This is a genomic window from Trinickia sp. (assembly GCF_051953955.1).
In the GTDB taxonomy this organism is placed as follows: domain Bacteria; phylum Pseudomonadota; class Gammaproteobacteria; order Burkholderiales; family Burkholderiaceae; genus Trinickia.
Genome location: NZ_JBQCIF010000116.1, coordinates 53266 through 71814, shown reverse-complemented (window position 1 = coordinate 71814; position 18549 = coordinate 53266). Strand labels below are relative to the sequence as shown.

At 63.7% G+C, this 18549-nt stretch carries 17 protein-coding genes; 5 read left to right on the top strand and 12 right to left on the bottom strand.

Going from position 1 to position 18549, the window contains the following annotated elements:
• Positions 1-16 precede the first annotated feature (16 nt).
• The 5 genes from ACTHNZ_RS21650 to ACTHNZ_RS21630 all read right to left on the bottom strand — a co-directional run bounded on the left by ACTHNZ_RS21650 (position 17) and on the right by ACTHNZ_RS21630 (position 5003).
• On the bottom strand, positions 17-691 hold the full coding sequence (locus ACTHNZ_RS21650) for a response regulator (RefSeq protein WP_440544635.1): 675 nt from the start codon (positions 689-691) through the stop codon (positions 17-19).
• Between the two features lie 4 nt (positions 692-695).
• A complete protein-coding gene (locus tag ACTHNZ_RS21645; RefSeq protein ID WP_440544634.1) occupies positions 696-2069 on the bottom strand; it encodes a sensor histidine kinase in 1374 nt (457 codons plus the stop codon).
• 106 nt (positions 2070-2175) lie between these two features.
• Complete coding sequence (locus ACTHNZ_RS21640; RefSeq protein ID WP_440544633.1) at positions 2176-3036, bottom strand: ABC transporter permease; 861 nt, start codon at positions 3034-3036, stop codon at positions 2176-2178.
• 32 nt (positions 3037-3068) lie between these two features.
• Positions 3069-3866 (bottom strand): ABC transporter ATP-binding protein, encoded by a 798-nt coding sequence (locus ACTHNZ_RS21635; protein WP_440544632.1) that lies wholly within the window; start codon positions 3864-3866, stop codon positions 3069-3071.
• Between the two features lie 123 nt (positions 3867-3989).
• The gene (locus tag ACTHNZ_RS21630; RefSeq protein WP_440544631.1) at positions 3990-5003 is read right to left on the bottom strand and encodes an ABC transporter substrate-binding protein; all 1014 of its coding nucleotides are present in this window, start codon (positions 5001-5003) and stop codon (positions 3990-3992) included.
• Between the two features lie 420 nt (positions 5004-5423).
• On the opposite strand from ACTHNZ_RS21630, the gene ACTHNZ_RS21625 reads away from it, so the two are divergent.
• Genes ACTHNZ_RS21625 through ACTHNZ_RS21615 form a run of 3 tightly spaced genes read left to right on the top strand, consistent with a single transcriptional unit; the run spans position 5424 to position 9818 of the window.
• On the top strand, positions 5424-7385 hold the full coding sequence (locus tag ACTHNZ_RS21625; RefSeq protein ID WP_440544630.1) for a TonB-dependent receptor plug domain-containing protein: 1962 nt from the start codon (positions 5424-5426) through the stop codon (positions 7383-7385).
• A 1-nt stretch (position 7386) separates the two neighbouring features.
• The gene (locus ACTHNZ_RS21620; RefSeq protein ID WP_440544629.1) at positions 7387-7923 is read left to right on the top strand and encodes a YfiR family protein; all 537 of its coding nucleotides are present in this window, start codon (positions 7387-7389) and stop codon (positions 7921-7923) included.
• The gene (locus ACTHNZ_RS21615; protein WP_440544628.1) at positions 7920-9818 is read left to right on the top strand and encodes a putative bifunctional diguanylate cyclase/phosphodiesterase; all 1899 of its coding nucleotides are present in this window, start codon (positions 7920-7922) and stop codon (positions 9816-9818) included. The genes ACTHNZ_RS21620 and ACTHNZ_RS21615 overlap by 4 nt, the downstream gene beginning before the upstream one ends.
• Positions 9819-9839: 21 nt before the next feature.
• Here ACTHNZ_RS21615 and ACTHNZ_RS21610 read toward each other — a convergent pair whose 3' ends face one another.
• Positions 9840-11165, bottom strand: coding sequence for a hypothetical protein (locus ACTHNZ_RS21610; protein ID WP_440544627.1), 1326 nt, complete (start codon positions 11163-11165; stop codon positions 9840-9842).
• Positions 11166-11450: 285 nt separating this feature from the next.
• Here ACTHNZ_RS21610 and ACTHNZ_RS21605 point away from each other — a divergent pair, with 285 nt between their 5' ends.
• Positions 11451-11684 (top strand): DUF3820 family protein, encoded by a 234-nt coding sequence (locus ACTHNZ_RS21605; RefSeq protein ID WP_440544626.1) that lies wholly within the window; start codon positions 11451-11453, stop codon positions 11682-11684.
• Between the two features lie 239 nt (positions 11685-11923).
• On the opposite strand, the gene msuE is transcribed toward ACTHNZ_RS21605, so the two are convergent.
• The 6 genes from msuE to ACTHNZ_RS21575 form a co-directional block, all read right to left on the bottom strand.
• Positions 11924-12499: an FMN reductase gene (msuE, locus tag ACTHNZ_RS21600; protein ID WP_440544625.1), complete on the bottom strand. Its 576-nt coding sequence runs from the start codon at positions 12497-12499 to the stop codon at positions 11924-11926.
• 66 nt (positions 12500-12565) lie between these two features.
• Positions 12566-13345 carry an ABC transporter ATP-binding protein gene (locus ACTHNZ_RS21595; RefSeq protein WP_440544624.1) on the bottom strand — a complete coding sequence of 260 codons (780 nt, stop codon included), beginning with the start codon at positions 13343-13345 and terminating at the stop codon, positions 12566-12568.
• Entirely contained in the window at positions 13342-14202 is an 861-nt protein-coding gene (gene ssuC, locus ACTHNZ_RS21590; RefSeq protein ID WP_440544623.1) for an aliphatic sulfonate ABC transporter permease SsuC, read from the bottom strand. The genes ACTHNZ_RS21595 and ssuC overlap by 4 nt, the downstream gene beginning before the upstream one ends.
• A 126-nt stretch (positions 14203-14328) precedes the next feature.
• Entirely contained in the window at positions 14329-15486 is a 1158-nt protein-coding gene (ssuD, locus tag ACTHNZ_RS21585) for an FMNH2-dependent alkanesulfonate monooxygenase (RefSeq protein WP_440544622.1), read from the bottom strand.
• 16 nt (positions 15487-15502) lie between these two features.
• Positions 15503-16498: a sulfonate ABC transporter substrate-binding protein gene (locus tag ACTHNZ_RS21580; protein ID WP_440544621.1), complete on the bottom strand. Its 996-nt coding sequence runs from the start codon at positions 16496-16498 to the stop codon at positions 15503-15505.
• A 181-nt stretch (positions 16499-16679) separates the two neighbouring features.
• A complete protein-coding gene (locus tag ACTHNZ_RS21575) occupies positions 16680-17837 on the bottom strand; it encodes a pyridoxal phosphate-dependent aminotransferase (RefSeq protein WP_440544620.1) in 1158 nt (385 codons plus the stop codon).
• Between the two features lie 40 nt (positions 17838-17877).
• Here ACTHNZ_RS21575 and ACTHNZ_RS21570 point away from each other — a divergent pair, with 40 nt between their 5' ends.
• Entirely contained in the window at positions 17878-18540 is a 663-nt protein-coding gene (locus tag ACTHNZ_RS21570; RefSeq protein ID WP_440544619.1) for a GntR family transcriptional regulator, read from the top strand.
• Positions 18541-18549: the final 9 nt, after the last annotated feature.

Sequence of the window (18549 nt, the reverse complement as noted above, 5' to 3'; positions counted from 1 at the left end):
TCGATTACACCGATCATTAGGAGCCGTCCTTGGCGCGCAACACATAGCCAAGTCCGCGCAGCGTCATGATTTGCGCTGTCGAATGAGTCAGGTGCTTACGTAAGCGATGAATGTAAATATCGATGGCGTCCGCGCTCGGCTCGTCCTCCAAGCTGTAGACGCTATCCATCAGCGCCGTCTTCGATACGGTCTTGCCTTGCTTGAGCATCAGCGCTTCGAGAATCGCATGCTCGCGCCGGCGCAGGGCCAGCGGCACGTCGCGGTGGCTGAACTCGCGCGTATTCATGTTGTAGTGCAAATCGCCGCAGACGAGCGACGTCGACTTGCCGCCCGCCTGGCGGCGTATCAGCGCCTTGATGCGTGCAATGAGCTCGCGCGCATCGAACGGCTTGACGACGTAGTCGTCGGCGCCCGCGCTGAAGCAATCGACCTTGTCGTCGATCGATCCGTGGGCCGTGAGCATCAGCACCGGCGCGTTGTCGCCACGGCGCCGCAGCCGCGCGAGCACATCCTTTCCGCTCATGCGCGGCAACCGCATGTCGAGCAATATGACGTCGTAGCGTTCCGTGAGCAGAACGGCATCGGCCGATTCGCCGTCGGGCACGCAATCGACGGTGAAGTTCTCGCCTTGCAGGAAATTGACGATCCAGTGCGATAGATCGGCGTTGTCTTCCACGAGCAGCAGCTTCATCGTTTCAATCCTTCCAAGCCGGCAAGCGCACGGTGGCCACCAGCCCCACCCGCCCTTCGCCCGGCGCAACCGTGGCCGTCCCCCCGTGCGATTGCGCGATGCGCTGCACGATGGCAAGGCCGAGCCCCGTTCCTTCCACGTCCGACTTCCCGCGGTAAAAGCGTTCGAAAACATGCGCGCGCATTTCGGGAGGAATGCCGGGGCCGTTGTCGATGACGTCGAGGACGACTTCCTCGCCGATGCGCCGGCAGCGCGCCGTGACGGCACCACCCTTCTGCGTGTATCGAATCGCGTTGTCGACGAGATTGTCGACGAGCGCGGTCAACAGCTGCTCGCTGCCCGCCACGCGCAGATCGCCCTCGAGTTCCGCGCCGAGATCGATTTCGCGGCGCTGCGCGGACAGAATCAATTCCTCGAGCACCGACGAGACAACGTGCGTCATGTCGACTGCGAGGTTCGGCGCCGGCGACGGCGCCGATTCCGCCCGCGCGAGCAGCAGCAACTGATTCGTGATTTCCGTCATCTTGCGGCTCGTGCGGTGAATGCCCACGAGCGCATCGGACAGCGCAGGCCCATCCGCCAGACATTGGCGCGCGCACTCCACTTGCGTGTCGAGCAGCGTCAACGGCGTGCGCAACTGATGCGCGGCATCGGCGATGAACTGCTGCTGAGTGACCGTGTGCAGCTTGAGCCGTGCGATGCACTGGTTGATCGCATCGACGATCGGACGCAACTCGGTGGGCAAATGATCGGCGCGCACGGGCTCGAGCTGCATCGGATCGCGATCGGCCACGTCGTTCTTCAGCTTCATGAGCGGATGCAGCTCGGTCGTCAAACCGATCAGCACGAGCAGCAATGCAAGCACGAGCATCGCGCCCTGCCGCATGACTTGCGGGTGCCATAGCTGCGCCAGCATGCCTTCACGGGACGCCTGGGTCTTGCCGACGACGACGACGACCGGAACCGCCTCACCCGCGTTGTAGACTTGCCGCCGAAAGGCTACGGCGCGGATCGATTGCCCGTCGAGCGTCGTATCGTAGAACACCGGATAGGAAGCATGCCCGTCGCTCGGCAGCTCAAGCTCGGGCGTGCCGCCCAACAACCGATCGCCGCCCGCTTCCACCCGATAGAAAACATGATCTTGATAAGGCGACTCGAACATTTCGAGCGCCGCGGGCGGAATCTCGGCGATCAATTCGCCGTTGATCCATTGAACGTCCTCGCCGATCGTGCGCGCCGAATCGAGCAGCGCGTTGTCCTGCGTGAGATCGGCCGTCTCGCGCGCCGCATCGTAGGCCATCACCCCCGCCACGAACATGAATGCCGCCAATGGCAGCAGCACCCAGCAAAGCAAACGGGCGCGCAAACTATGCATCATCGATCGACGCCCTCTAAATGTCGTTAGGCTCGCGCCGTGCCGACGCGCGCGGCGTCGGCACGGCACGAGCCGGCCGGATCGAGCGCGCCGCTCGGGCGCGATACGCTCAGAACGCGGCGGGTCTCCATTTCAGCAAACGCTTCTCCAACCGGGTCAGCAAGAAGTCCGTGGTCAGCGCCACCACGGCGAGCACGATCATCGCCGCGAATACGCCGCTCGAGTTGAACGCGCCTTGCGCCGTCGAGATCAGCAAGCCGATGCCTTGCTTGGAACCGAGGAATTCGCCGACGACGGCACCGACGAGCGCGAAACCGAAGCTCACGTGCAAGCTCGCCAAGATCCACGACAGCGCCGACGGAATGACGACGGCCGTGGTCAGCTGCCGCTTGGACGCGCCGAGAATCTGTGCATTCGCAATCATATAACGGTCGGCTTCGCGCACGCCTTGGAACGCATTGCCGAAGACGACGAAGAAGACCATGACGACGGCCAGCGCGACCTTCGATGCCATGCCCAATCCGAGCGCGATCACGAACACGGAGCCCAGCACCACGCGCGGAATCGAGTTGGCAATTTGAATGTAGAGGCTGAAGACGTCGGAGAGCAGCTTGTTGCGCCCGAGGATGACGCCGCACACCACGCCGGCCACGGAGCCGATCGCAAAGCCGATCATCGTTTCCTCGAGCGTCACCCAGACTTGCACGAGCAGCGGCCCCTGCGAGGTGCCGTTCACGAACCAGTCGACGATCTGAGCGAAGATCAGCGAGGGCATCGAGAAGAAGAACGGATCGATCCACTTCAATCGGCCGGCGACCTCCCAGCCGCCGAGCCAGACGACCAGCACGAGCAGGCGCAGGCCGATGATCAGCGCGCGGCGTTGGCGCAGCCGGCGCTGTGCTGCTTTTTCCACCTCGGCGAGCGACGTGTCGGCTTCGCTCGCTTTGGGTTGTTCGAAGGTAGTAGCCATAGTGGACATCTCAGTCTTTCCGGTATTCAGAGTCAAGCAATCTGCACTTCTTCGCGCAGGTCGTGCCAAATGTCGCGCGAGAGCTCGATGAAGCGCGGTTCGTAGCGAATCTCCGAAGTCACGCGCGGGCGCGGCAGGTCGATTTCGTAGACCTTCTTCAGCGTCGCGGGACGCGCGGTCAGCACGAACACGCGGTCGGCGAGCGCGATGGCCTCTTCAAGATCGTGCGTCACGAAGACGACCGAGCCTTGGTTGGCCGACCACAACTGCAGCAGCTCGTCTTGCATCAGCGTGCGCGTTTGCATGTCGAGCGCCGAGAACGGCTCGTCCATCAGCAGAATCTCGGGCTTGTTGATGAAGGTCTGGGCCAGCGCGACGCGTTTGCGCATGCCGCCCGAGAGCTGATGCGGATAGTGGTTGCCGAATTTCTCGAGGCCGACGCGGCGCAGCCAATCCTTGGCCTCTTCGTAGGCTGCCGCCTTCGAGCGGCCGCGGAACATCGGGCCGGCGGCGACGTTGTCGAGCACCGAACGCCAGGGGAACACGGCGTCGGCCTGAAATACGAAGCCGATGCGCGGATCGATGCCGGTGACGGGGTTGCCCATGACGCGCACGCTGCCCGTGGTCGGCTTCAGCAGGCCCGTGATCATGCTGAGCGTCGTCGACTTGCCGCAGCCGGTCGGACCGACGATAGCAATGAATTCGCCCTTCGCAACGGACATGCTGAAGTCGCGCAGCGCGATCGTCGCTTTACCGTCGGGGGAAATGAAGCGGCACGACACCGAGTCGAACTCGATGACGGGTACGTTAGAAGAAGCAGCGTGGTTCATCAGAGCAATCCAAGCATTGGGGGGTGGGCACCCGAACCGCGGTGCCCGGGGTACGACAGGGGGAGACAGGGTTCGGGCCGGCCAGCCCTCGCTCGATGCAAGGACCGGCCGGCCGGTTGATTCTTACTTCGCGGCGACGAATTCGTTCGTGTACGTCTTCGACAGATCGACGTGCTTGCCCTTGACCGACGGGTTGAAGCCCGACAGCACCTTGAGCACCGTTTCGGGGCCGTCCGCCGGCATCTTGCCGTCCACCGTATACATCGGCAGCGAGGCCTTCAGCGCATTCACGTAGAGCGCCTTGTCCTTCTGATAGTCGGCCGGCATCTTCGCCGCGATTTCGTCGGCGCTGTGCGTATGGATGAACTGCATCGTCCGCACGAACGCATGGGCGAGCTTCGCGGCTTCCGCCTTGTGCCCGTCCGCCCACGCCGATTGAACGTACAGGCTCGAGGCGGGATAGGTGCCGCCGAGCGCCGCCTTCGTGCCTTCGACCGAGCGCATGTCGACGAGCACCTTCGCGTCGCCGGTCGCGAGCAGCTTCGAGACGGTCGGCTCGGTCGTCATGCCTGCGTCGATGCGCGATTGCTTGATCGCGGCGATGAAGCTCGCATCGGCGCCGACGGGCAGCATCGTGTATTGCGATGAGGTAATGCCGTGCACGCTCGCCAGATACTGCGTGAGGAAGCTCGTCGACGAGCCGAGGCCCGTCACGCCGAGCGTCTTGCCTTTGACGTCGGCCATCGACTTGAGCGTGTCGGCCGCTTTCGTCGATACCATCTCGACCTCGCCCGGAACCTGCCCGAAGACGACGATCGCCTTGACGTCCTTGCCTTTCGTCTGCAAGTCGATCGTGTGATCGTAGAACCCGACGACGGCCTGCACGGCGCCGGCGAGCAATTCGTTCTCGGCATCGACGCCGGCGGGCTGCGAGAGCAGTTCGACGTCGAGACCTTCATCCTTGAAATAGCCGAGTTGCTCGGTCAGTTTCGCCGGCAAGTAGATGAGCTTGGTGATGCCCCCAACCATGATTGTGATCTTGCCGCTGTCCGCGGCCATCGCGCCATGCGAAGCCATGCCGAACAGCATGGCGGAAGCGAGAGCGAAAGTGCGGATTTTCCGCGTCGTCGGGTGCATTCGAGTGTCTCCTCATTGTGTCGGCGCATTCGTGCGCCGGGTTGCATCGATGGAGCGATTCTAGGCGGAACAATCCTTCCCGAGCCTTTCACAGCACCGGGCGAAACATACGGGATTACCATGATCCGTCGCACCGCGTCCGTCCTCCTCAGCCCCCCCTGCGCCTATGCCGATATCTTCATGCCCGCTCGTTCGCCACGGCCAGTGCCGATCCCTGCTCAGGGAGCAGGCCCTAATTCATTGAGCCGCGCGAGTCAAGCGATATAAACCTCCCCCTCAAGCTTTATATCTCAAAGCCGATAAAGAGGCAGGCACACATTAGATGAACGAACGCTGTCCCCTCTTTGCTCCATGCTCTCGGAACACTTCAGTCGCTGGCGGAACCCGCACCCGCTGTGCCGCCTTGCGCTCGCGCTGTCGATGTCGCTCGCCGCAAGCGCGGCCGACGCAGCGCAAGCCGACCCAGCAGACTTGAGCTCGGCCGTCGATTTCGCATCGATGCCGCTCGAAGCACTGATGCAGGTCAAAGTCAAGAGTGCCACGCTGCTCAGCCAGTCCGTCACCGACGCGCCGGCGGCCGTCGTCGTGCTGACGGCGAAAGACATTCAAGCCTTCGGCTGGCGCACGCTGGCCGACGCCCTCGCCTCCCTTCCCGGGCTCTATACGACCTACGACAGAACGTACTCGTACCTGGGCGCGGGCGGGTTTCAACGGCCGGGCGACTACAACAGCCGCTTCCTGCTGCTGATCGACGGGATGCGCTTGAACGACTCGGTCTACGATCAAGCGCCGATCGGCGACGACTTCCCGCTCGACATGGATCTCGTCGAACGGATCGAATACGTGCCGGGCCCCGGCTCCGCCGTCTACGGCTCGAATGCGCTGTTCGGCGTGATCAACGTCGTCACGAAGAAAGGCAGCGACATCCACGGCGCACAAGCCGCGGCATCGGCCGGCAGTTTCGGCGAAAAGCGCGCGCGCGCGAGCTACGGCTGGCATGGCAGCGGCGGCGCCGACCTCGTGCTCTCGGCGACGACCTACGAGCGCAACGGGCAGGATTTGTACTACCCCGAGTTCGACACGCCGGATCAGAACAACGGCGTCGCACAGCATCTCGACTACGACCGCGCGCAGTATTTGTTCGCGAAATTCGCCTATCAAGGCTTCAAGATCAGCGCCGGCTACGGGAACCGCACGAAGGGGATGCCCACGGCTGCCTATGCCTCGGTGTTCAATGCGCCGCAAAGCACGACCGACACCCATAGCTTCATCGACGCGACCTACAGCCATGCCGTGGCGAGCGGCCTCGAGATCGCATCCGAAGTCTATTGGGAGCGTTACGACTACACGGACACCGGCCCATTCGGCGCGCCGCCGATCACCAACGTAGACGGCGACAAGGCGATCTGGTACGGCGCCGACGTGCACGCCACGCTTTCGACGATCCCGCGCAACAAGCTCGTCGTGGGCGTGAGCGCCATGCGCGACGCGGCGCGCGATCAATACAACTACAACATCGATCCGTATCAACTGATCTTGAACGATCGGCGCAGCCGCAATTCCGCCGGGGTGTACGTCGAAGACGAAATCCGGCTGCCGTGGCGCTTCACCCTGAATGCGGGCCTGCGCGTGGATCGCGATTCGACGGTCGGCACGAACGCGAGCCCGCGGCTCGCGCTGAACTACAAGCCGACCGATACCGATACCTTCAAGCTCGTCTATGGGCGGGCCTACCGCGCACCGAACGCCTACGAGCTCTACTACACGATTCCGGGGCCCGGCGGCCAAGGCAGCAATCCGTCCTTGAATCCGGAGCACATCACGACGACCGAGTTCGTCTATGACCGCGCCTTCGGCGAAAACGCCCACGCGACGGTATCGCTGTTTCGCTACGACGTCCGGGGCCTGATCACCGAAACGCTGGACCCGTCGGGCGTCTACGTTTTCGAAAACGTCAACCGCGCGGAGGCGCGCGGGATCGAGCTCGCGTACGAGCAAAACGTCGGCTCGCTCGCACAGATCCGGGCGAGCTATTCCTGGCAGCTCGCCCGCGACGGCGATACGGGCGCCGTCCTGCAAAATTCGCCGCGCCACCTAGGCAAGCTCAACGTCATCGTGCCGCTCTTTCACCATGCCGCACGCGTGGGTGCCGAAATGCGATGCGAATCGGCCCGCTTGGCCGAGGTCGGGTCGGCGGCCGGATACTGCCTCGGCAACGTGACGATCGGCAGCAATCGCCTCATCCCGCACGCGGACGTCTCGTTCTCGATCTACAACGTGACCGATAAGCGGTATGCCGATCCGGCAGGACCGAATTTCACGCAGAACGTGATCCCGCAGCAAAGCCGGACGTTCTTGCTCAAGCTTGTCTATGGTTTCTGACATGCAAGCCGCGAGAACTCTGCTCTATCGCGCCGTGGCCATCTCATTGGCGGCCTGCGCGTGCTCGCGAATGCCGGTGCACGCGCAAGTCGATCTCTATACGCTCGAAGCGGCCTACATCTACAACTTCACGGAGTTCACGCAATGGCCGGCCGCCCACGCCGATGCCACGGCCCTCGTCGTCTGCGCCAATCCGCACACCCCGCTCGGCGCGACGCTGGCCAAGCTCGACGGTCGCAAGGTGGAAGGTAAGGCCTGGAGCGTCAAGCCGATTCCGGAAGGCGCGGCCATCACTGCGTGCGACGTGCTGATCGCCGACGATGCGACCTCCAGCGCCGCGACGAAAGCCGCACCCGCACACGATTCTCCGATCCTCGTGGTGCGTACGGCCGATGCCGAGACCGGCGACGCTCGCTCCATCGTCACGCTGGTGCGCGACGGGGACCGCCTTCGGTTCGACATCGACAACACCGAAGCGGTACGCCGCCACCTCGGCTTGAGCTCGAAGCTGCTCCGTTTGGCAAGGAACGTCACATGAAACAGAGCGATGACTTTGCACCGAGCCCGATGAAGGAGATCTCGCGCGTCAAGCTTGCCGGCTTCGGCGTGGCGCTATTGATCTCGGGTCTCGTCTTGCTCGTTTATCAAGCGATCGCGCTGCGCTCGGCCTTGACGGCTGACGCGAACGTCCAAGCCGACATGATCGCCGACAACGTCTCGGCCTCGGTGTTGTTCGACGACGTGCGCTCGGCGCAAGAAACCCTGCATTCGCTGCGCAAGGTGCCGTACATCGAAAGCGCCGGCATCTACACGGCCGACGGCAAGCGCTTCGCGACCTACGAGCGGCCGGGATCGTCCGGGCACGCACGCTTCGAAGCGCGACCGGCCAACGTCGAGACCGCGCATCGCCATCTTTTGTTCGACGATGTCTTCGTCGCCGCGCGCATCGCGCAGAACGGCAAGACACTCGGCACGGTCGTCGTCGTCGCGACGACGACGCAGATGGCCGGGCAACTGCTGCACTTCGCCGTGTTCATCCTGGCCGCTTCGCTGTGTGCGCTTTGGATCGCGTTCGTGATCACCTCGCGGATGAGCGCGCGCATCGCCCAGGCCGAGCAGAAGCTCGAGTACTTGGCATCGACCGATCCGCTGACCGGCTTGCCGAATCGGCGCGCGTTTTACGACGCGTTGACCGACCGATTGCAGCGCGGCGCGCAAGGCGGAGTGCGCGCCGCGTTGATCCTCGTCGATCTCGACGACTTCAAGAACGTGAACGACACGCTCGGGCACGGCGCGGGCGACGAATTGCTCAAGCACGTCGCCGTCGCGCTGCGGCAAAGCGTTCGCTTGGCCGACCTCGTGAGCCGCATCGGCGGCGACGAGTTCGCGGTGCTCGTCGCGATCGCGAAAGAAAAGGCCGAAGGCATCCGCACGGCCGAACGCATCGCGCGCGCCCTCGCCCGCCCGTTCGACCTGCCGCGTGCGAGCATCGTGGCCAGCGCGAGCGTCGGCGTGAGCGTGTATCCCGACGATGCGGCCGACGTAGCGTCGCTCGTGAGCAGCGCCGACATCGCGCTCTATGCGGCCAAGAGCACCGGCAAGAATGCGGCCGTCGAGTTTCATCCGAGCATGACCGTCGAAGCGCGCCGCCGCGCGCGGCTCGAAACCGAGTTGCGCAAAGCAATCGAAACGAATGGGCTCAGCCTCGTCTATCAGCCGCAATTCGACTGCCGCACGGGGCGCCTCATCGGAGTGGAGGCGCTCGCGCGCTGGATTCATCCCGTCGACGGCGAAATTTCGCCGAGCGAGTTCGTTCCGGTGGCCGAGGACAGCGAGCTGATCGTCGCATTGGGACGGTGGGTGCTGCGCCGCGCATGCCGCGATTGCGCACGCTGGAACGCGGAGCCGGGCGTGACCATTCACGTGGCCGTCAACGTCTCGGCACGTCAGTTGCGTCAAGCGCAATACAGCGAAGACGTGAAAGCGGTGCTCGCCGAAAGTGGCCTTTCTGCGCATCTGCTCGAACTGGAGCTGACGGAGAGCCAACTGATGGCGAACATGACCGCCGGGGTCGAGGCGATGCGTCAACTGCGCGCGGCAGGCATCGGCTTATCGCTCGACGATTTCGGCACGGGTTACTCCTCGCTGTCGTACCTGCAGTCGTTCCCGGTCAACAACCTCAAGATCGACCGCGCCTTCGTGAAGCCCCTGCCGCGCGCCGGGCAGCCAATCGTGACGGCCATCATTTCGATGGCGCACAGCTTCGGCATCGCCGTCGTCGCCGAAGGCGTCGAAGATCACGCACAGCTCGCTTGGCTCACCGACGCAGGCTGCGACATCGTTCAGGGCTACCTGACGGGCAGGCCGATGCCGTTCGACGGCATCACCGATCTCTTGCGCAGCGAATGCGAGGACTCGGAACCCTTGGCTTAGGGCCTAGCCTGTTCACGCAACCTACAGATCGGCGTTGCCCGCGGTGAACGCGCTGAACGTCGTATGGGTCGGCTGAATCGGTGCGAGGTCGTTCATGACGATCCCGAACGTTTGGTCGCCGCTGATCAAGTCGTAGTACATCACCGCCTGGATACCTTCGTTCTTGCGAGCTGCGTAAAAGCGCTGCAAGTGTTGTTGGACGTAAGTCGAGCGGAACTGCTCGTTTTCTTCCGGTGCCGCATTCCACTCGGTGATCATGAACGGAACACCGTAGCGGGCCTTGCAGTACGCCGGCAAGTTGAAACCCGGGCCCGCGCCGTCGATCCCGATGTTCAGGATGTCGCCGTACGGCTGATAGTTGTGCCACGTCGTGATGTCCCAGCGCATCTTGCGGTAGCCGCCCGATCCGTCGGGCTGCTCGCCGTCCCACAGCATGTCGGACGCACCGATGTCCGCCACCGTGAAGTTCACCGCGCATTTCGCGTTCGGCTGCACCGATTTGACGCCGTCGATCATCCCCTGGATGGCGCCGCGCAGGATCGGCCAATTGGCGTTGTTGAAGTCGTGCGGCCCGGTGCCCGCGAACGTCGAGTTGACGATGATCGCGCTGTCGCGCGTGAGCTCGTTGCCGCACTCGTACATCGTGACGCCGTGCGGCGCGAGCGCCTTCGCGACGGCGGCCGCGCCCGCGCGCGTGGCGAAATAAGCGGCGCTCTCGCTCGGGTACAGGTGACCGTTGCCGTCGCGCAGCCCGAAATTGAGCAACGGCAAAAGCGTGAAGTTGACTGAGCGGAAGGCGTCGGCGAGCCCGATCATCGCGTTCAATTGCTTGGATGAGGCATCGCAGCCGACACGATAGCTCGTGCAGCCGAGCGACTGCAGCGTCGCCACGATTTGCTGCGGCGTGTACGGATAGTCGTAATGCCCGTTGATGCCGTAGAACATGCCGGCCGGCACCGAAAGTGCGATGCGCGGATCGGCGCACGGCAGCCAGCGGTTCGCCCACGTCATCACGTAGAACTGACCGCCCGTGCCGCGCTGGTAGATCATGCCGCCATACCAGAGCAAGAGACTCACGTTGTAGGAGTCTTTGTCCTTTACACCATTTTTGTAAATGAAGCCGTTGCTGAGCTTCCAAACGTTCAAGAGCTTATCGACGATCGAGGTAGCGGAAGGAATGACCGTACCATCGACGGATACGGAAAGCGCGGCATTAGTTACCGCCGACGTTCCCGTAACGTTGCTCTGAGCGATAGCTTCGTCCGCTCCCAAGGCACCCAATGCAACCAAAGCATGGCCGCCGGCAAGGGCGGCCACTTGGCCCAGGAATCGACGTCTCTTCATCATCACGTAATGCCTCCATGGCTGAATCGCTGTGAGTAGGTATGACCCTTGCGAGGTCGGCCACTCTGACCATGCGGCACCTAAAAGAGTTCGGCGCTTATTCCGAATTTCGTCGAATTAATTTTTCTTCAGACGTAATGGCGCGCTATCTAATTTTGCGTTCCGCCCGCATCGTGAAACGCGCCACCTGCCCCGCATTTTCGTATCGCGGCACCGCGAAGGCGTATCATCGAGCATTCAACGTTCTTCCATGCTGACGCTGAGATCGACCGCCTGTTTTTCACGCTTATGAATTCGCCCGACCTCGAACGCCTCGTCACGCTCGCCATGCCGTTCGGCAAATACAAAGGTCGACTCATTGCTGATTTGCCCGGCCATTACCTCAATTGGTTTGCGCGAGAGGGCTTTCCGCCCGGAGACATCGGCCGCCTGCTCGCGCTCATGCAAGAGCTCGATCACAATGGGTTGCGGACGCTGCTCGAACCGCTGCGCAAGGGCGGGAAAAGTCGGCCCGAAACGTGAGCGAGTGAGCCAGCGGGCCGCGATCGTCGTCAAGGTGGCCGTCAAGGCGGTGGCCCCGCGCGCGAGCCTGCATGATGCGTGAGACGTGCTGTTCATGGTCCGATACCCCATTGCTCGTCTCGTGCACTGTCGTTCGTTCTCGTGCGCCGGGACGATGCGATGGACGTTGCCGAGCACCGAGCGTGGCTCATGCCAATCACCTGGCGTCGCGATGCCTGCGACGCGGTTCGCCCGCGCTTTCAGATCGCCAACGCGGCCGCCTGCGAAAGCGCTTCCCGGCGCGGATGCAACCATGGCGCAGCCCGCTGCGCCGCCAGCGCGATCCGTTCGCGTAGCGCTGCGCTCGTTACTTCGTAGTTCGTGAAATCGTGCGTCGATGCATAGATGCCGATCGGCAGTGTGCGGGCCTCGAAGAAGCTGAACAGCGGCCTCAGTTGATGCTCGAGCACCAGCGCGTGGCGTTCGCTGCCGCCCGTCGCGGCGAGCAGCACCGGCACGTCGACGAGCGCATCCTGGTGGACGAGATCGAATAAATGCTTGAACAGCCCGGTGAACGATGCGCGAAACACGGGACTTGCGACGATGAGCGCATCGGCCCCTTCGATGGCGCGCAGGTGCACCTCTACCTCGGCGGACACGTTACGGCGATCGAGCGCGACGCCGACGTCCGCGGCTATTTCGCTCAACGCGACGATGTGCAAGTCGACGGGAACGGCGTCGGCAATCCGTGCAACGATGGCTTCGACGAGCGCCAGCGTGCGCGACGGGCGTTGCAAACCGCCCGAGACGGCCACGAGCTTGGATTTTTTCGACATGTTCATCACCCCTCGAGAATTGGCTCGGCAGCGCGCGCTGTCCGCACTGCATCCTGCCGCATTGATTTAGTCCACCCGTGCAGCGTCCTGCCCGCTCGGCGCCAGCATCCGTTGCAGCACGCGCTCTTCGATTTCGGCCACCGCGGCAGCCGCCGGCGCTCTCGGCCTCGCGAGCGCGACCGGCTGATCGAGCGCGATTCGCCCGTCTTCGATGAGGACGATGCGGTCGGAAAGCGTCACGGCTTCGTGGACGTCGTGCGTGACGAGCACCGCGGTGAAACGATGCTCGCGCCACAGGCGCGTGAGCAGCGCATGCATCTCCAGCCGCGTGAGTGCATCGAGCGCCCCGAACGGCTCGTCGAGCAACAGCAGCGAGGGGCGATGCACGAGCGCGCGAGCGAGCGCCACACGCTGCCTCTGCCCGCCCGATAGCTGCGCGGGCCAATCGCGCTCACGCCCGCCCAAGCCGACTTCGCGCAGGGCCGCACGGGCCTCGTCGCGCTCGCTCGACGCACGGCCGAGCATCACGTTCGCGAGCACCGTCTTCCACGGCAGCAGGCGCGCGTCTTGAAACATCATGCGCCTGCGAGCCGCTCCTTGCATCGTCCCCAGCGTACCGTTCGCATCGCTTACGTCGACCGCGCCGCCGTCGGCGGCGTCCAAGCCCGCGACGAGACGCAGCAACGTCGACTTGCCGCAGCCGCTGCGGCCGATGACCGACACGAAAGCGCCTGCTGCGATCGACAAATTCAAGCGATCGAGAACGAGCCGCTCTCCGAATCGCTTCGACACCGATCGCAATTGCACGGCCGAGCGCTCCACGGCTTCTTCGATCGCCGCACTCATGCCTTCGCTCCTCCCCATGCTATGGGGCGCTTGAGCGCTTTGGGCCATCGCCCGGCGAACGAGGCAGGCCAACGCGCCGGCCGGCGTTCGGCATGCGGAGCACGCCACGGCAGGAGCCATGCCTCCAACGCGCGCGCAGCCCAATCCGCCAGCTTGCCGAGCAACGCATAGAGCAGAATGCCGACGACGACGACGTCGGTTTGCATGAACTCCCGAGCATTCATCGTCATGTAGCCGATGCCCGATTGAGCGGAGATCGTTTCCGCGACGATCAGCATGACCCACATGAGTCCGAGCGCGAAACGCACGCCGACGAGGATCGAAGGCAGCGCGCCCGGCAGCACCACGTTCCGATACAACGCCAAACCACGCACGCCGTAGCTCCGTGCCATTTCGACGAGCCCGGCATCGACCGATCGGATACCGTGAAACGTATTGACATAGACCGGAAAGAAGACGCCGAGCACGACGAGAAACAGCTTGGCCTGTTCTTCGATGCCGAACCAGAGAATCACGAGCGGAATCATTGCAAGCACGGGGATGTTTCGGACCATCTGCACCGTCGAATCGAGCAGGGCCTCGAGTGGCTTGGAACAACCCGTTGCGAGCGCGAGCACGAATCCGATCGCGCCACCGATCGCAAAACCGCCCAACGCGCGCGCCGCGCTGATCTTCACGTCTGCCCACATCTGGCCGCTTTGCCATAGCGCCCACGCGGCCCGCGCCACCGCCCACGGTTCCGGCATGACACGCGCCGACAACCATCCCGCCCGCGCGCTAGCCTCCCACACGATGAGTGCAAGCATGGGCACGATCCAAGGCACGAAGCGCCCGCTCCAAACGGCTCGTGTCGTCATCACTCACTCTCCTTCCGATCAGTGCAATCACAGGGACCGCTTCGATTGCCTCAACAAATAGATCACCGGCCCTGATCGATACGGTCGTTGCCGATTTCGACCGAAGCCGACCAAGGGCAACCGAAGTCAGCTTTGCGATACCTTCGGCAGATACGAATTGCCGACGACCTCGCCGAACGGCCCCGAGAGCGGGGTGTCGACGTGCTGCTTGACGTACCCGGGCAGCCGCGGAAACACGAGTTCCGCAAAACGATAGGCTTCCTCGAGATGGGGATAGCCCGACAAAATGAACGTCTCGATGCCGAGGCTCGCATACTGTTCCATGCGCGCCACGACTTGCTCGGGCGTCCCGACGAGCGCGGTCCCCGCGCCGCCGCGAACGAGCCCCACGCCAGCCCACAGATTCGGATAAATCTCCAATTCGGCACGCGTGCGTCCCTTTCCGCCGTGCAATGCCGCCATCCGTCTCTGCCCCTCTGAGTCCATTCGAGCGAACGCCGCTTGGGCACGCGCGATCGTTTCTTCGTCGACACGGCTGATCAGCCGATCGGCCGCGGCCCATGCCTCGTCTTCGGTCTCTCGAACGATGGCGTGCAATCGAATGCCGAACTTCATCTCGCGCCCCTTGGCATGCGCGAGCGAGCGAACGGCGGCGATCTTTTTCTCGACGGCATCGGGCGCCTCGCCCCAGGTGAGGTAGGTATCGACATGCGAGGCGGCGATCTCGTGGGCGGCTTCGGACGATCCTCCGAACCACAGCGGCGGATGCGGCGTTTGGACGGGCGGATAAAGCAGCCGCCCCCCTTTCGACTTCAAAAATCGTCCCTCGAAATCGACAGTCCCGCCGTCATGGGCCCGGCTCAGATGGTCACGCCAGATCGAGAGGAATTCATCGGTGATGCGATAGCGCGTATCGTGATCGGCGAACACTCCATCGCCTTCGAGTTCCGCCTGATCGCCGCCCGTCACGACATTGATGAGCAAACGCCCCTTCGAGAGCCGATCGAACGTGGCGGCCATGCGGGCGGACAGCGCGGGCGAGCTCAGCCCGGGGCGCACGGCCACGAGGAACTTCAAGCGCTGCGTCGCGGCGATCAAGCTCGACGCGACGACCCACGCGTCTTCGCATGACCGTCCCGTCGGCAGCAGCACGCCCTCATAGCCGAGCGTGTCAGCCGCCACGGCCACTTGCCGGAAGTAATCGAAATCGGCCGAGCGCGCTCCCTCGGCCGTGCCGAGATAACGCGTATCTCCATGCGTGGGGATGAACCAAAATACTTTCATGCGTTCTCCGCTTCTGTTAGGCGAGCCATTGCGCGTCTTTGACGGCAATCTGCTTGGGAATCAGCTTCAACTCGGTGAAGGTATCGGCGATCGTCTGCTGCGCGGCCAGCACCTGCGGGCTCACGGGCACGACGCCGTATGACGCACGGCGCGCGGCAATTTCGATCGTCGCGGCGTCGAGCCCGGTGATCGGCGCGAGTTCGCGCGCGATTTCGCCGGGGTGCGTCTTCGCCCATGCGTCGACTTGCGCGAGTGAATCGATGACGGCATGAACGAGTTGCGGCGCGGTCGTCGCGAAGCGGCGCGATGCCAAGTAGAACTGCAGGTTATCGACGAAACCAGTACCGTCCGCGAGCACGCGCGCGCCCGTTTGCCGTTGGATCGCGGCGAAATACGGATCCCAGATCACCCAGGCGTCGATGCTGCCTTGCGTGAATGCGGCGCGCGCATCGGCCGGTGCCAGATAGACGGGATGGATGTCGGTGTAAGCGAGGCCAGCCCGCTCGAGCGCGCGGACGAGCAAATAGTGAACGTTCGATCCTCGATTGAGCGCGACCCTCTTACCGCGCAGCTGAGCCACCGACGTCAGCGGCGAACGCTGCGGCACGACGATGGCCTCCGACTTCGGGGCCGGCGGCTCGTTGCCCACGTAGACGAAATCGACGCCGGCCGCCTGCGCGAAGATCGGCGGTGTCTCGCCGACGGTCCCGAAATCGACGGCACCGGCATTGAGGCCTTCGAGCAATTGCGGGCCCGCAGGGAATTCGAGCCATGACACGCCGATGCCTTGATCGGCGAGACGCTTTTCGAGCGTGCCGCGCGCTCGAAGCAAGACGAGCGTGCCGTACTTTTGATAGCCGATGCGCAGCATCTTGATGCGTTCCTGCGCGAGCGCGCGCTGCCCCGGTGCAATGCCCCACGCCCCCGCTGTCAGCGACACGACGCCCCATGTGGCGCACTTGAGCAAGCGACGGCGTGCGTGATCGCGAGGGGGTGTATTCGGCGAGGACATGACTTCTCCTTGGCGCGCGAGCGCCGTCTTCACGATATCGTTGGGTGGATGGGACCGGTTCGGTTCGGCGTTGCAATCAGTTGCAACGGGAAGCGTCAGTCTAGAAAACCCAGCGCGACGTGAGAACGATCGATTCGAGCTTTGCTCAGGAGAGATCGAGATATGTTGCGGGCGCGGCCCCTTACAAGCCCCACGCAGCGCGCACGCGCTCGCGAATGTCGGCGAGCCGCGCCACCGGTTCGTTGGCGTAGACGAACCGCAAGTAACGGCCGGCTTGCGGCCCCCACCCTTTCATCGGTGTTGCCGCGACGTCCGCCTTCGCGAGCAGCAGGCGGGAAGCCTCATCGGGCGAGAGCCCCAATTGTTCGGTGTCGATCAGCAAGGACCACCCCCCGGAAGGCCGAACGACCGGCAGATCGTGAAGCTCGGCGAGCAGCCGATCGCGCCGTGCCTGCCACTCGGCGACAGCCGCAGCCACGCCGTCGTCGTTCGACGTCAGCGCCGCCGTCGCGCCCGGCATGCCGATCCCCACCTGGCAAACGACGTTGGACAGGCTCGTCAATCGAACGTCCGCCATGATCGGCGCGGGACCGACGATCCAGCCCACGCGCCAGCCGATCATTCGATACTCCTTCGACACGGACCCGACCGTGATCGTCCGCTCGCGCATCTCCGGTAACCCCGCCGGTTGAATGACGGGATGGCCATCGAAGACGATCCGTTCCATCGCGGCATCGTAGACGAGCCACGCATCGGCCCGGCGGCAATGGGCCGCGATGGCTGCCCACTCCTCGGCGTTCGCGACGAAGCCGCTCGGCATCGACGGCGACATCACGAGCAACGCCCGCGTGCGCGAGCCGATCGCCGCCGCCAGCGAATCGAGATCGAGCCGCCATCCGCGAGCGCCCGGCACGAGCCGCACGAACTTGGGCACACCGCCGGCCAGCCTGACGCGATTGATGAGCCCCGCGTAGGTCGGGTCCGTCAGCACGACTTCGTCGCCCGGCTCGAGAATCGACAGCAGCGTATTGAAGATGCCGGCAAGGCCGCCAGCGCTGATGATGCATTCCGTTTGAGGATCGTACGTGACGCCGAACGAGCGATGCATTCGCGCGGCGACGGCTTCGCGCAGCGCCGCCTGCCCCGTGAACGGCAAATAGCTGTTCGCATCGTCGTCGTCGATCGCGGCATGCGTGGCCGCCAGCGCGCCGGCCGGCGGCCTGATGTCGGTATCCAGATTCTCGAGCCGTAGAATGTCGCGGTTACGCAGGGCATCGGCCGTATCGCCGATCTTGTCGACCCCGATGCCGGGGATGTCGCTCAAACGCGAGACCGTCATGAATGCCTCCCTCCGCTTCACAGGTTTTTAATATATTAAAATGAAGAAGTCGCCGACTGCAAAGTTTTTTTCGGAGTCCCTCGCGGATCAGCTGCGCGACCGCATCTTGCGCGGCGAGCTAGCGCCTGGTGCTCAGTTGCGGCAGGACAAGATCGCGCAGGAATTCGGCACGAGCCACATCCCCGTGCGCGAGGCGTTCGCTCAGCTGCAGGCGCGCGGATTCGTCACGATCATCGCCAACCGCGGCGCGTTCGTTTCGTCGATGACGGCCGACGAGGCCGACGAATTGCAAGCGATGCGCGTCGCGCTGGAGCTGCTCGCGCTCGATTCGGCAATCGACGCGTTCACATCGGAAGATGCGGCCGCGGCACGCGAGATTCTCGAGATCGACCGCAACGCGGGCGACGTCGATCAATGGTCGCGAGACAACTGGGCGTTTCACCGGGCGATCTATGCCCCTTGCGGCAAGCGCTATCTGCTGAGCGTGCTGGAGTCTCTATGGCAGAAGGCCGATCGCTATTTGCGGCTCGTCTGGCAGATTGCGGCGTGGCAGAACACGTCGCTTGCCGAGCACATGGAAATCCTCGAAGCGGTCGAGGCAAAGGACAAGCGGCTTGCAAAACGGCTGACCAAAGCCCACATCACGGCGGCCGGAGAAGTCATGCTGACCGCCTTGGATCGTCATCGCGCCGACACGGAGTAGTGGCGCAAT